Source organism: Sphingobium scionense, from assembly GCF_014197035.1.
GTDB lineage: Bacteria > Pseudomonadota > Alphaproteobacteria > Sphingomonadales > Sphingomonadaceae > Sphingobium > Sphingobium scionense.
Genome location: NZ_JACIEU010000001.1, coordinates 215,308 through 228,578, shown reverse-complemented (window position 1 = coordinate 228,578; position 13,271 = coordinate 215,308). Strand labels below are relative to the sequence as shown.

The following is a 13,271-nucleotide window of genomic DNA, read 5'->3' as shown; positions in this document are numbered from 1 at the left end:
ATGGCGCGGACACCGTTGAAACGACGCAAAGACAGAGGTTTGAGCGACAGAGGTGTGAGCCGTCGCACGCTGCTGGTCGGTGGCGGCGCGGCAGCGGGACTGGTTCTGGCCTGGGCGGCCTGGCCGCGCAGCTATCGGCCCAACCTCAATGTCGGGCCGGGTGAACAGGTGTTCGACGCCTTCCTCAAGATCGACCGGGCGGGACAGGTGATCGCCATCGTGCCGCAGACCGAAATGGGGCAGGGGGTGACCACCATCCTGCCGCAGATAATGGCCGACGAACTGGGCGCCGACTGGCGCACCGTTGCGGTGCAGAGCGCGCCGATCAGCCCGCTCTATGCCAACGGCCTGCTGGCGCGTGACTGGCTGGCGAGCGACTGGACCCGCGTGGCGGGCGATGCCGGCAATTGGGCGATCGACCAATATGCGACGCGCAGCGCGCTGATGCTGACCGGGGCGGGCACGTCGGTGCCGATGTTCCATGACGCCTATCGTCGGGCCGGTGCGGCAGCGCGCGTGCTGCTGTGCAAGGCGGCGGCGGCGCGCTGGGGCGTGCCCTGGGAAAGCTGCGACATCCAGAATGGCATCATTACCGACGGGGCCGAGCGCAAGCTGCGGCTGGGCGATGTGGTGGAGGATGCCGCCGGTTTCACCCTGCCCGACATCCTGCCCTATCGACAGGGCAATGACGGCCGGCTGGCCGGGCAGGATCTGCCGCGGCTCGACACCCCATCCAAGATTGACGGTAGCCACAATTTCGCCGCGGACATCCGGCTGCCCGACATGGTCTTCGCCTCGATCCGGCAGGGGCCGATCGGAGACGCCGTGCTGAAGGATGCGCGCGATGCCGAGGCGCAGAAGATTACCGGCTTCCTGAAACTGGTCCGCACCGAGCGCTGGATCGCGGCGGTCGGCACAAACTGGTGGGCGGCGAACCGTGCGCTCGACCTGATTGATCCCAGCTTCATCCTGCGGGGCACGCCGGTCGACAGCGGCCGCATCGATGCGGCGCTGGAGGATGCCTTTTCCGGTGATGCCGGTCGGCGCCTCTATGTGCAGGGCGACCTGTTGCCGGTGTTCGAGAAGGCGACGATCCTGGCCAGCGAATATCAGGTCGATCCCGGCCTGCATCTGGCGCTGGAGCCGATGTGCGCGACGGCGCGGGTGACGGAGGAGGGCACCGAAGTCTGGATCGCGACGCAGGCGCCCGCGCTGGCCCGCGCCGCGATCGCCGATGCGCTCGGTCTGTCGGATAGCGCGGTGACGCTCTACCCGCTCCATGCCGGCGGCGCGACCGGACGGCATTTGGACTGGGAGGCGGGCGTGCAGGCGGCGCTGATCGCGCGCGATGTCGGCCGCCCGGTGCAACTGCTCTGGTCGCGGCTGGAGGATGTGATCCAGGATCGGCCCGGCGCGCCGGCTCATGCCCGCATGGCGGCCAAGCTGGGCCGTGGTGGCATGATCGAGGGATGGCTCGCCAAGGTCGCGGCCCCCTGCGCCATGACCCAGACCTGGTCGCGCATCGCCCATGGCAAGCTGCCGCATGATGCCGCCGCCGATGCGGGCGACAAGGCGACGCGGCTGGCCGTGGCCGGCATGGTGCCGCCCTATGCCATTCCGAACTGGGCCGTGGATCATTATCCTGCTGACGTTGGCCTGCCGCTCGGTTTCATGCGCGGCAATGCGCATCTCCATAGCGCCTTCTTCACCGAATGCTTCCTTGACGAACTCGCCCATCTGGCGGGGATCGAGGCGATGTCCTTCCGCATCCAGATGTTGGGCGGCAACCCGCGCCTCGCCCATTGTCTCTCCACGGCGGCAGCGATGGGCGGCTGGCAGGGGGGCATTGCCGGCAGCGGGCAGGGGATTGCCGCGCATATGATGAATGGCGCTTATGCGGCCGTGATGGTCGAGGCGGGGATCGAGGGCAACAAGCTCAGCGTGCGGCGGATGGTCGCGGCGGTGGATTGCGGCGATCAGGTCAATCCCGATATCGCGCGGCAGCAGATAGAAAGCGGGCTGATCCATGGCCTCGCGCTCGCCATGGGGGCGTCGGTGCCCTATGCCGCTGGCATGCCGACGCGCGCCATGCTGGGGCGGATGAACCTGCCGCGGCTGGGCGATATTGGAGAGGTCAGCGTGGAACTGATCCGCAGCACCGCCGATCCGGCCGGCGTCACCGACCTTGGCGCACCGCTTGCCGCGCCGGCGATCGCCAATGCGCTCTTCACCGTCACCGGGCAGCGATTCCGCAGCCTGCCGATCATGGGGAATGGCTGATGCTGCCGGCTGATCATCCGTCCATTGCCACGCCGAGGGTAGGTGTCCTGCTGATCAATCTGGGCACGCCCGATGCGCCCGATCCGGCTTCGGTCCGCCGCTATCTCGCCGAATTCCTGTCCGATCCGCGCGTCGTGGAAATTCCCAGGCTGATCTGGCAGCCGATCCTGCATGGCGTGATCCTGACGACCCGGCCCAAGAAGTCGGCCCATGCCTATCAGCAGGTGTGGATGACGGAGGGATCGCCGCTGGCGGTCCATACACGGGACACGGCGGCGGCATTGCAACGCGCGATGGGACAGGATGCCGTGGTCGACTGGGCGATGCGCTACGGCAATCCTTCCATTGCCAGTCGGTTGGCGGCGATGAAGGCGCAGGGCTGCGAGCGTATCCTGCTGGCCCCGCTCTATCCGCAATATTCCGCCGCGACGACGGCGACGGCGCTCGATGCCGCCTTCGCCGCTATGGCGAAGATGCGGTGGCAGCCGGCGGTGCGCAGCTTGCCGCCCTATCATGACGATCCGGCCTATATCGAGGCGCTCAGGCTATCGATCACGCAGCAGATGGCGGCACTGGACTTCAAGCCCGATGCGCTGCTGGCCAGTTTTCACGGCATGCCCGAGCGTACCTTGCATCTGGGCGATCCCTATCATTGCCATGCGGTGAAGACGGTGCGCTTGTTGCAGGAGGCGCTGTCACTGCCCGTTCATATGAGCTTCCAGTCGCGCTTTGGACGGGCCAAATGGCTGGAACCGGAGACCGAAGCGACGCTCACCAGATTGGTGAAAGAAGGTGTCCGGAACATTGCTGTCGTGACACCCGGATTTTCGGCAGATTGTCTGGAAACCCTAGAGGAAATAGGTCTTCGCGCGAAAGAAGTTTTTTTAGCGGAAGGTGGCGAAAAATTTGCCTTTTTACCCTGTCTAAACGCATCTCCCGAAGCTATCACCCTCTACCAGCGGCTGGTTGGCCGCGAGCTTTCAGGATGGGTAGACCAGAGGGTCTAGCACAGGAGAGGACAGGCGCATGTCGAGAGTAGCGATCGTGACCGGCGGAACCCGCGGTATCGGGCAAGCCATCAGCCTGGCGCTCAAGGAAATGGGATATACGGTTGCCGCCAACTATGCCGGCAACGAGGAAAAGGCCAAGGCCTTCACCGAGGCCACCGGTATCGCGACCTTCAAATGGGATGTCGGCGATCATCAGGCTTGCCTGGATGGCTGCGCCGCCGTGGCGGAAGCGCTCGGCCCGGTCGACATCGTCGTCAACAATGCGGGCATTACGCGCGACGGCGTGCTGGCGAAGATGAGCTTCGACGACTGGAACGAGGTCATGCGGATCAACCTTGGCGGTTGCTTCAACATGGCCAAGGCGACCTTTGGCGGCATGCGCGAGCGCGGCTGGGGCCGCTTCGTCAATATCGGTTCGATCAACGGCCAGGCCGGCCAATATGGCCAGGTCAACTACGCCGCCGCCAAGTCGGGCATCCATGGCTTCACCAAGGCGCTGGCGCAGGAAGGCGCGAAGTTCGGCATCACCGTCAACGCGATCGCGCCCGGCTATATCGACACCGACATGGTCGCCGCCGTGCCGGCACCGGTGCTGGAGAAGATCGTCGCCAAGATTCCGGTCGGCCGTCTGGGTCAGGCGCATGAAATTGCCCGCGGCGTCGCCTTCTTCTGCAGCGATGAAGGCGGCTTCGTGACCGGCAGCACGCTGTCGATCAACGGCGGCCAACACATGTATTGATGGCCAAGGGCGATGCTTCCGATGGCGCAGCCGCGTCCGGGGCGTCGCCCTTTGCCCCACCGGTCAAGCGCAGCGTGACCATTGCCGGGCACCAGACCGCAATCAGCCTGGAGCCGATTTTCTGGCAGGCACTGCGCGATGCCGCTGCCGAGGCCGAATTGCCGATCAATGCGCTGATCGCCCGGATCGACGTGGCGCGGATAGCGGCCGACGATCCGCCCAATCTGGCCAGCGCCATGCGCTGCTGGCTGTTTGCCCGGACGATGCAGGCGGATTCCTCCGACGCCTGACTGTCTCTGTTGCCGTTCCTGCATTGCTATAGCGTTTCTTCCGGACTTCTGCGCCGGGGCGAAATGCGCTAGGGGCCTGCGAATGAAATTGATTCGCATTAGGGTCCGCTGTATCGCGATCCTGGGCTGACGGATGGAGGACGGGCAATGCTGCAGGCGGCACAGGGCAGGGCGGAGGTCTATGCGACCGATTTCGCCGATGTCGGTGACGATCGTCCGATGCCCGTCGCCGGGATTACCGCCATCGCCGTTCCGGTCGAGCGCTATGGCGCCCGTCGCGGCCCCAACCTGCCGGCCATTGCCGCCATATTGGTCGTGCATGCGCTGCTGATCGGCGCGCTGATCCAGGTGCGCAATCATGTCGTCCGAGCCGAAGAGGCGAAGCTGACGGTGGTGAATCTGTCGCCACCCCCGCCGCCGCCCGCCGCCGAAGCGCCCCCGCCGCCGCCATCCCAGCCCCAGGTCGTGGCGCCGCCGCCGATCGTCCAGACGCCGGTGCCGCCGGTGCAGATCGCCACCACGCCCGATCCGGTCCCCGTGCCGTCGCCGGTCGCCGTGTCGGCCCCGCCATCGCCGCCGGCACCCGCCGCGCCGGTCATGGCTGCCGCTGCCCCCTCGGTCGTGCAGGCCGGCGATATCGGCGCGCAGATGGTGTCGGGCAAGCCGCCCCGTTATCCGATCGACAGCCGGCGCAAGCGCGAGCAGGGCACCGTCGTGCTGGCGCTGGTGGTGGGCACCGATGGTGGCGTCGAAAGCATCGGCATTGCCCGTAGCAGCGGCTTTGCGCGGCTGGATGATGCCGCGCGCGACGCGGTCAAGCATTGGCGCTGGCGCCCGATCATCCGCGATGGCCAGGCCGTGCGGGTCAAAGGGGTGGTCGAAATCCCCTTCATGATCCGCGCCGCTGCCGCCTGATCCCGCTTTTTTTCCGATAGTCGGCAATGGACAAGACCAGCGTGCGCGTCGGTCGCCCAGGAGAAGTTTTGCATGTTGATCGTCGTCCCCGACCTGCTCGACGCCGCCGGTGTCGCGCATATCCGCGCGCTCATTGATGCGGCGCAATGGGTCGATGGAAATGTTACCTCCGGCCATCAGTCGGCGCTGGCCAAGCGCAACCTGCAATTGCCCGAAACCGCGCCGGAAGCGCGCCAGGCCGGGCAGATGATCCTCGATGCGCTTGGCCGGTCGCCTCTGTTCATCGCTGCCGCGCTGCCGCTCAAGATCTTTCCGCCCCTGTTCAACAGCTATGCCGGCGGGCAGGCGTTCGGCACCCATGTCGACAATGCTGTGCGCATCCAGGCCGGCACCGGCTTTCGTGTCCGATCCGACCTGTCGATCACCGTCTTTCTGGAAGAGCCGGAAAGCTATGAGGGCGGCGAGCTGACGATCGAGACCCATTTCGGCGTGCAGCAGGTGAAGCTGCCGGCGGGGCAGGCGGTGCTCTATCCCTCCTCCTCGCTGCATCGGGTCGAACCGGTGACGCAGGGCCGGCGCGTCGCCAGCTTCTTCTGGATGCAGTCGATGATCCGCGACGATGCCGCGCGCCAGATGCTGTTCGATCTCGACAGTTCGATCCAGCAACTGGCGCTCGATCGCGGCCATGACGATGCCCAGGTGATCCGCCTGACCGGCGTCTATCATAATCTGCTGCGCCGCTGGGCCGACGCCTGAAGGACGGTCATTGCCGGGGCACAGTGACGCGACAGTGCCGAAGTTCACAGTGTCGTCGCGTGATTCGGGCCAAATGCACCGCAAACGCCCGTGATATGCGCCGGTGAGGCGACGGACGCGCGTCGCCTGGGTCAGAGCTGCATCACGGTGATGCGTCGATCGGCTTACGCCGACGCGCCTGTGAAGCGACGATCGGGTCACTGTCCGCCATGCCCCGTGCGGGGGCTGGCGGGCTGGGCAGGGCGCAAAAAGTGATCCATCCCGCAGGATAGATCAGAGAAAATCCAAATAGGACAGGCGGCAGGACGGATAGTCCCGCCGCCGTCCGTGACGATGAGTCAGTCCAGCGGCTTTGGTGCGCCCGTCCCCATGTAGCGGGACAGGTTGTAATGAAGGCTGGCGACCGCCCGCTCCATATAGGGGTTGGGCTGGGTGCCGCGGAAGCCGACATTCTTCATGCCCTGCTGCACTGCCTGCATATTGGTGAAATCCTGCTGCAGCACCGGCGGCCACTCCTCGGCGCTGGTATATTCCCATTCGGTGGCAGGCGTTTCCGCTGCCGGGAACAGTTCATAGACCGCCGCCTCGAAAATGCACTTGTCCGGGTCCGCGCCATAGGGGCGGGCGGAATAGCAGAGCATGTTGTTGACGGCATGGCCGATCTGGAAATTGGGGAATATCTGCCAGGCGGTGCCGCTCTTGGCGGTATGGGCGGGTTCCACCACCGGCCAGAAGACGCCGCGCTTCTCGTCATCGGCCCGCGCCGTGGCGAGCCAATGCTGTAGCACCTGCGGCGCGGGCGTACCCTCGGGCAGTTCGTCCTTCAGCCGCTGCGCGGCGGCGACCAAAGTCATGGTCGTGTTGGTATTGGCATTTTCCCAGGTGAAAAGCTGCATCTCCGCCGTCGACAGGCGCGGGTCTTCGCCCGATCCGATACGCAGCTTGGCCTGGTTCTCGTCCATATTCTTGGGCGCTTCATAGCCGATATTGGTGTGCAGCCCATGTTTGCGCGCCCAGCCGCGAAATTCGCCGAAGGCGTTGAATTCGGGATGGGTGGTCTGGACATGATAGGTCTCGCTGAACGCCTCCATCGCGACCTTCCAGTTGCAGTCGAAGATGATCCATTTGCGCCAGCGATAGCGCATATTCTGAAGGCCGAAGGGATCGAGCATGTCGGGCACGACGCCCAGATAATCGGCGAGCGGGCCGCAATCGGGATCGAGGTTGATCCACGCCCATCCACCCCATATGTCGACGCTGACCTTGCCCAGCGCGGTGCGCTGCGCCGTCAGCTTGCCCTGCCAGTCGTCGGCATGGTTGGCGAAGGTGCATTGGCCCTGGCGATCGAAGGTCCAGCCATGGAAGCCGCAGATGATCGACTTGCGGTTGCCGCGCGCGTTGCGCTGGCCCGCCGGGGTATCGATCAGGCGGCGGCCGCGATGCGGACAGACATTATGATAGGCGCTCAGCTCATCCGGGCCGGTGCGCATGATGATGACCGAATCTTCAAGAATGTCATAGGTGACGAAATCGCCAACCTCGGGAATATCCTCCAGCCGGGCCGCCTGCAGCCAGACCTTGCGCCACAGCCGCTCCTGCTCGGCGCGGGCATAGTCCTTCGAAACATAGGCTTCGACCGGGACGATGACCGGCTCGATCAGATCCTCGCCGGGCGTGCCGATGCTGCTGATCTCGTTCATGGCCTATTCCTTCTCCATTTCACCCTTTTGCCATGCCCGCGTCACCCGGACTTGACGATTTCAGACAGTCGGGCTCAGCGCCCGGACCATTGTGGTTTGCGTTTTTCGGCAAAGGCGCGCGGTCCTTCCTGCGCGTCCTCGCTGTTGTAGGTATGTTCGGAGGCGGCGCGGGCGGCCTGCAACGCGGCGGCACGGCCCATCTCGGTCGCCAGCATCACCGTGTCGCGCCCGGCCTTCACCGACAAGGGGGCGCCCTCCAAAATCTCCGCCGCCAGATCGAGCGCCACCTGCATCAGCGCATCCGGCTCGGCCAGGCGATTGACCAGGCCGATCTCATAAGCGCGCTGGGCGGTGATCGGTTTGCCGGTGAGGATGATCTCCATCATGATCCGTTGCGGGATCATGTGAATGAGCGGCGCGGCCCAGGGCGAGCTGCGCCCGACCTTCACCTCGGTAATGGCGAAGCGCGCCGCCGTGCTGGCGACGCACAGGTCGCAGGCCTGGGCGATCATCCAGCCACCGGCAAAGGCCACACCATTCACCGCCGCGATCGTCGGCTTGCTGAGTTCGATATTGTCATAGGGCAACGGGAACATGGCGCGGGGCGGCACGGTCATGCCGGTGTCGACCATCTCCTTTAGGTCGCCGCCCGCGCAAAAGGCCTTCTCCCCCGCGCCGGTCAGGATGGCGACGCGCAGGGCCGGATCATGCTCGAACCGTTGCCAGGCGGCGCGCAGCCCCTCGCGCACGTCGCGGCCCAGGGCATTGCGCTGGTCGGGGCGGTTGATGGTGAGGATGGCGATGCCATCGGGCCGCGCATCGAACAGGACTGCGTCGGTTGAAGCTTCGGGCATCAATACCCCCTCTGCTGGATGATATGGGCCGCCCGCTCCAGTTCCTCGCGGAAGGCCGGGTCGGCGATGGCGATCAGGCGGCGGGTGCGTTCGGCGAGTGTCTGCCCTTTCAGTTCCGCCGCACCATATTCGGTGACGATGATGTCGACATCGCTGCGTGCGGTGGTGACCGGACCGGACAGGGTCGGCACGATCTTGCTCAAACTGCCGCCCTTGGCCGAGGCGGAGAGCGCGATGATCGAGCAGCCGCCGGGCGAGCGGGCGCCGGCGCGGACGAAATCGACCTGGCCACCGGTGCCGCCCAGATAAGCCGCGCCCGACTGTTCGGCATTGACCTGGCCGGTCAGGTCCACCTCCAGCGCGCTGTTGATGGTGACGAGGCGCGAGAGCCGCCCGAGGACTGCGGCGTCATGGGTGTAGCTGGTCGCGCACATACGGATGGCCGGGTTGTTATGCGCCCAGTCATAGAGGCGGCGGGTGCCGATCAGCGCGCCGTTGATCGAGACGCCGGTGTCGATTTCCTTGCGCGCATTGGTCAGCACGCCGGCCTCCGCCAGTTCGACCAGCCCATCGCCCAGCATCCCCGAATGGACGCCCAGGTCGCGCCGGTCGCCCAGCAGCCGCAATATCGCGTCGGGCACCGCGCCGACGCCGGTCTGGATCACCGACCCGTCGCCGATATAGGCGGCGCAGTGGCGGGCGATCGCCTCGTCGGTGGCGGCGATCTTCGCGGGCGCGACCTCTACCGGCGGGCGCGACACGGGGATGGCGACGTCGATCGCGGATGCCGGGATCAGTTCGCCCGGCACATAGGGCACGGCTTCGTTGATCTCCGCAATCACCACCCGCGCCTTGTCCACGGCGGCGCGGACATAGTCGCCGATCAGGCCGCAGCTATGGTTGCCGTCGGCGTCGGCCGGGCTGAGCTGAATCATCGCCACGTCGCAGCCGATGATGCCGGCCGCGATCATTGGCGCGACCTGGCTGACATGGACCGGGATGACCTGCAGCTTGCCAGCCTTGGTCATCGACCGCAGCGCACCGATCGCGCCCATGGAGGAGAGGCGGAAACTGTCCGCGCTTTCGAGGGTAAACAAGCCTGAGAAGCTGGTGGCGATGAAGGCGGACAGGTCGCCGACCTGCCCCCCCTGCTCGATCAGCGCGCTGACCAGACTGACCGGCTCGCCGCAGGCCTGGCCAAAGACGATGCGGTCGCCGCGCCGCAGATAGGGGGTAAGGTCGATCACAAGGCCCCGGCCTGGCGCAGCAACTGCTCGGCGCGGCTGAGATAGGGGCGGTCGAGCATCCCGCCCTTGTAGCCGATTGCGCCGACGCCGGGATTGGCGGCGAAGATGTCGACGATCGCCTGGGCCTCGGCAATCTCTTCCGGCGTGGGGGTGAAGGCGGCGTTGATGACGTCGACCTGCGCCGGGTGGATCGCCAGCATGCCGCGATAGCCGTCGCGCCGGACCTTCTCCGCCCGCGCCTTCAACCCGTCGAGATCGCGGAAATCGCCCTGGATCGTCTCGATCGCGGTGACGCCGGCGGTGGCAGCGCCCAGCAGGCACATCGACCGCGCCAGTTCATAGGTGAAGCCATAGCTGCCGTCGGCATTGCGGTTGGAGCTGGCGCCGATCGAGTCGGCCAGATCCTCCGCGCCCCAGGTCAGCGCCACCACGCGCGGCGCGCCCTTGTAATCGCCGGTATGAAACATCGCCTCGGCCGTTTCGGTGACCAGCACGATCAGCGGGGTCGATCCCCGTTCGATGCCATGCGCCGCCTCGAACGCGGTCAGATAATGGTCGAGCAGCTCGACATCCTGCCGGCCATAGACTTTGGGCAGCATGATGCCGCCCGGCCGCGCCGGCATGATCGCGGCGAGATCGTCGAGCGTATAGGGGCCATCGAGCGGATTGACCCGCACCCACAGCCGCTCGCGCCCTTCGCTGCGGGCGGCGAGAAAGTCATGCACCATCTGGCGGGCGATCGCCTTGTTTTCGGTGGCGACCGCATCCTCCAGGTCGAACAGCGCGATATCGGCAGCGCTGTCCGCCGCCTTGGTCATCTTCTTCTCGCTGTCGCCCGGCGCGAACAGCCAGGAGCGCATCTTGATCGGCAGCGTCATCATTTTCGCCTCAATAGGATTTGGGCAATTCCAGCACCTTTTCGGCGATGAAATTGAGGATCATGTGGGGGCTGACCGGGGCAGTGCGCGGGATCAGCACTTCGCGCAGCAGCCGTTCGACATGATATTCCTGGGCATAGCCCATGCCGCCCAGGGTCAGCATCGCGGTATGGCAGGCCTCAAACGCGGATTCGGCAGCGAGATATTTGCCGCTGTTCGCCTCCACGCCGCAGTCCTCGCCCTTGTCGAACAAAGTGGCGGCCTGCATCACCATCAGGTTCGCTGCCTCCAACTGCATCCAGCATTTGGCGAGCGGATGCTGGATGCCCTGATTCATGCCGATCGGCCGGTCGAAGACGATGCGTTCGCGGGCATAGCGGGCGGCGCGCTGGATCGCGTTGCGGCCGATGCCGATCGCTTCGGCGCCAAGCAATATGCGTTCCGGGTTCAGCCCCTTGAGGATGATCCTGAAGCCCTGTCCCTCTTCACCGATCCGATCCTCTTCGGGGATGAAGAGGTCGTTGATGAACAGCATGTTGGAGCCGACCGCGTGGCGGCCCATTTTGGGGATCAGCTGATGCTCGATCTTGCTGCGATCCAGCTTGGTGAAGAAGAGCGACAGGCCCTGCGTCTTGTTCTTCACCTGATCGAGCGGGGTGGTGCGGGCGAGCAGCATCATCCGGTCGGCGACATGGGCGTTGGTGATCCAGATCTTCTCGCCATTGACGCGATAGCCGCCCTCGACCCGCTCGGCTCTGGTCTTGAGCTTGGTCGTGTCGAGCCCGGTATTGGGTTCGGTCACGGCAAAGCACATCTTCTCCGCGCCCGAGATGATCGGCGGGATCATGCGCTGCTGCTGTTCGTCCGTGCCGAACAGGGCTATCGGCTCCAGGCTGAAGACCGGGCCGTGGATGCTGGACGCGGCGGTCATGCCGCCGCCGGCCTCCGCCACCGCCTGCACCATGATCGCCGCTTCGGTGATGCCTAGGCCCGCGCCGCCCGCCGTTTCGGGCATGGCGATGCCCAGCCAGCCGGCGTCGGCCATTGCCCGGTGGAAATCGGACGGGAAGACGGCGTCCTTGTCCCGGTCCAGCCAATAGTCGTCGGGGAATTGGGCGCAGAGCTGGAACACCGCATCGCGGATGTTCCTCTGGTCTTCGGTCAGGGCAAAATCCACGTCTCTGGGGGCCTTCTGCTGGCGTCTGAATGATCGCCTGCGGGTATCATCCGGCCTCCCGCGCGCACAATCGGGCTGCCCCACATATCGGTGGGGCGAAGGGGTTGCGCGTGGATTTCGCCGCGCCCTTGGCCTAGCCCCAAGGCAGTTATGGGGAGAGGATGATGGACGCGACGCACATGCCTAAAGGGCCATTGGCCGGGATCCGCGTGGTGGACCTGACGGCGATGGTGTTCGGCCCCTATGCCACCCAGATCATGGCCGACATGGGCGCCGACGTGATCAAGATCGAGCCACCGGCGGGCGACAATACCCGCTATATCAATGCCGGGCCGACGCCGGAGCTGGGCGGCGTCTTCACCAACGTCAATCGCGGCAAGCGCAGCGTGGTGCTCGACCTGCGGCAGGAGGGGGGCAAGGCGGCGCTGCGCGCGCTGATCGCGACGGCCGACGTCTTCATCCATTCGATGCGCGGCAAGGCGATCGCCAAGCTGGGCTTCGACTACGCGGCGGTAAAGGCGATCAGACCCGACATCGTCTACACCAATTGCTATGGCTATAGCCGGCGCGGGCCGGACGGCGACAAGCCCGCCTATGACGATACGATCCAGGCGGAATGCGGCATCCCCCATCTGCAGCAGCTGATGACCGGCAAGCCCGATTTCATGGCGACGATCATCGCCGACAAGGTGGCGGGCCTCACTGGCCTCTATGCGACGATGATGGCGCTGTTCCACCGCGAACGCACCGGCGAGGGGCAGGAGGTGGAGGTGTCCATGTTCGAGACCATGGCGTCCTTCATGCTGACCGAACATGCCAGCGGCATGCTGTTTGATCCGCCGCTGGGGCCGGCCCATTATCACCGCGTTGTCGCCCGCAACCGCAAGCCCTATGCGACCAAGGACGGCCATGTCGCGGCGCTGGTCTATAATGACAAGCATTGGAACGCCTTCGTCGCGGCGGTGAACCCGCCCTGGGCGACCGACGAGTTCGACACGCTGGCCAAGCGCGCGAAGCAGATCGACCGGGTCTATGGTCTGCTCGGCGAAACCTTTGCCGAGCGGACGACGCAGGAATGGCTCGACCTGCTGGAGGCGCTGCACATCCCCGCCGCGCCGCTGCGCACCACGGATGAGCTGTTCGACAATGACCATCTGAACGCGATCGGCTTTTTCGAGACGGTCGAGACGCCGCAGGGGCCGGTGCGCTTCCCTGGCGTGCCGACCTGGTTCTCGCAGACGCCGGGCCGGGTCGCGGGCGGCGCGCCGGAACTGGGGGCGCATAGCCGTGAAGTGCTGGACGAACTGGGGGTGGCCGCGTCCGACGCCTGATCGTTCCATCGGCATGGCGATGGGTTGGGGCGCTGCCTTGGCGCTCCCCGACCCAGCCTTTACCACCTTGTCCAAGCAAGAAATCTGGGTGAGG

At 65.6% G+C, this 13,271-nt stretch carries 12 protein-coding genes; 7 read left to right on the top strand and 5 right to left on the bottom strand.

The features are described from left to right. From GGQ90_RS00950 to GGQ90_RS00925, 6 genes are all read left to right on the top strand, one after another. Complete coding sequence (locus tag GGQ90_RS00950; protein WP_188080391.1) at positions 1 to 2,280, top strand: molybdopterin cofactor-binding domain-containing protein; 2,280 nt, start codon at positions 1 to 3, stop codon at positions 2,278 to 2,280. Then, positions 2,277 to 3,287 carry a ferrochelatase gene (gene hemH, locus GGQ90_RS00945; protein ID WP_380767100.1) on the top strand — a complete coding sequence of 337 codons (1,011 nt, stop codon included), beginning with the start codon at positions 2,277 to 2,279 and terminating at the stop codon, positions 3,285 to 3,287. Before GGQ90_RS00950 ends, hemH begins: the two co-directional genes overlap by 4 nt. A gap of 19 nt (positions 3,288 to 3,306) precedes the next feature. Then, positions 3,307 to 4,029, top strand: a complete 723-nt coding sequence (phbB, locus tag GGQ90_RS00940) for an acetoacetyl-CoA reductase (RefSeq protein ID WP_188080389.1) — start codon at positions 3,307 to 3,309, stop codon at positions 4,027 to 4,029. Next, a complete protein-coding gene (locus GGQ90_RS00935) occupies positions 4,029 to 4,319 on the top strand; it encodes a ribbon-helix-helix domain-containing protein (RefSeq protein ID WP_188080388.1) in 291 nt (96 codons plus the stop codon). The genes phbB and GGQ90_RS00935 overlap by 1 nt, the downstream gene beginning before the upstream one ends. A gap of 147 nt (positions 4,320 to 4,466) precedes the next feature. After that, the gene (locus GGQ90_RS00930) at positions 4,467 to 5,234 is read left to right on the top strand and encodes an energy transducer TonB (RefSeq protein WP_188080387.1); all 768 of its coding nucleotides are present in this window, start codon (positions 4,467 to 4,469) and stop codon (positions 5,232 to 5,234) included. Positions 5,235 to 5,306: 72 nt separating this feature from the next. Next, entirely contained in the window at positions 5,307 to 5,990 is a 684-nt protein-coding gene (locus GGQ90_RS00925) for a Fe2+-dependent dioxygenase (protein ID WP_188080386.1), read from the top strand. 338 nt (positions 5,991 to 6,328) lie between these two features. On the opposite strand, the gene GGQ90_RS00920 is transcribed toward GGQ90_RS00925, so the two are convergent. The 5 genes from GGQ90_RS00920 to GGQ90_RS00900 all read right to left on the bottom strand — a co-directional run bounded on the left by GGQ90_RS00920 (position 6,329) and on the right by GGQ90_RS00900 (position 11,846). After that, positions 6,329 to 7,690: an aromatic ring-hydroxylating oxygenase subunit alpha gene (locus GGQ90_RS00920; protein ID WP_188080385.1), complete on the bottom strand. Its 1,362-nt coding sequence runs from the start codon at positions 7,688 to 7,690 to the stop codon at positions 6,329 to 6,331. Positions 7,691 to 7,764: 74 nt separating this feature from the next. Then, positions 7,765 to 8,544 carry an enoyl-CoA hydratase/isomerase family protein gene (locus GGQ90_RS00915; RefSeq protein ID WP_188080384.1) on the bottom strand — a complete coding sequence of 260 codons (780 nt, stop codon included), beginning with the start codon at positions 8,542 to 8,544 and terminating at the stop codon, positions 7,765 to 7,767. Continuing rightward, a complete protein-coding gene (locus GGQ90_RS00910) occupies positions 8,544 to 9,791 on the bottom strand; it encodes an acetyl-CoA hydrolase/transferase family protein (RefSeq protein WP_188080383.1) in 1,248 nt (415 codons plus the stop codon). The genes GGQ90_RS00915 and GGQ90_RS00910 overlap by 1 nt, the downstream gene beginning before the upstream one ends. Continuing rightward, the gene (locus GGQ90_RS00905) at positions 9,788 to 10,669 is read right to left on the bottom strand and encodes an HpcH/HpaI aldolase/citrate lyase family protein (RefSeq protein ID WP_188080559.1); all 882 of its coding nucleotides are present in this window, start codon (positions 10,667 to 10,669) and stop codon (positions 9,788 to 9,790) included. The genes GGQ90_RS00910 and GGQ90_RS00905 overlap by 4 nt, the downstream gene beginning before the upstream one ends. Positions 10,670 to 10,679: 10 nt before the next feature. Next, positions 10,680 to 11,846 carry an acyl-CoA dehydrogenase family protein gene (locus GGQ90_RS00900; protein WP_188080382.1) on the bottom strand — a complete coding sequence of 389 codons (1,167 nt, stop codon included), beginning with the start codon at positions 11,844 to 11,846 and terminating at the stop codon, positions 10,680 to 10,682. A gap of 164 nt (positions 11,847 to 12,010) precedes the next feature. On the opposite strand from GGQ90_RS00900, the gene GGQ90_RS00895 reads away from it, so the two are divergent. Then, on the top strand, positions 12,011 to 13,177 hold the full coding sequence (locus GGQ90_RS00895) for a CaiB/BaiF CoA transferase family protein (protein WP_188080558.1): 1,167 nt from the start codon (positions 12,011 to 12,013) through the stop codon (positions 13,175 to 13,177). Positions 13,178 to 13,271 lie beyond the last annotated feature (94 nt).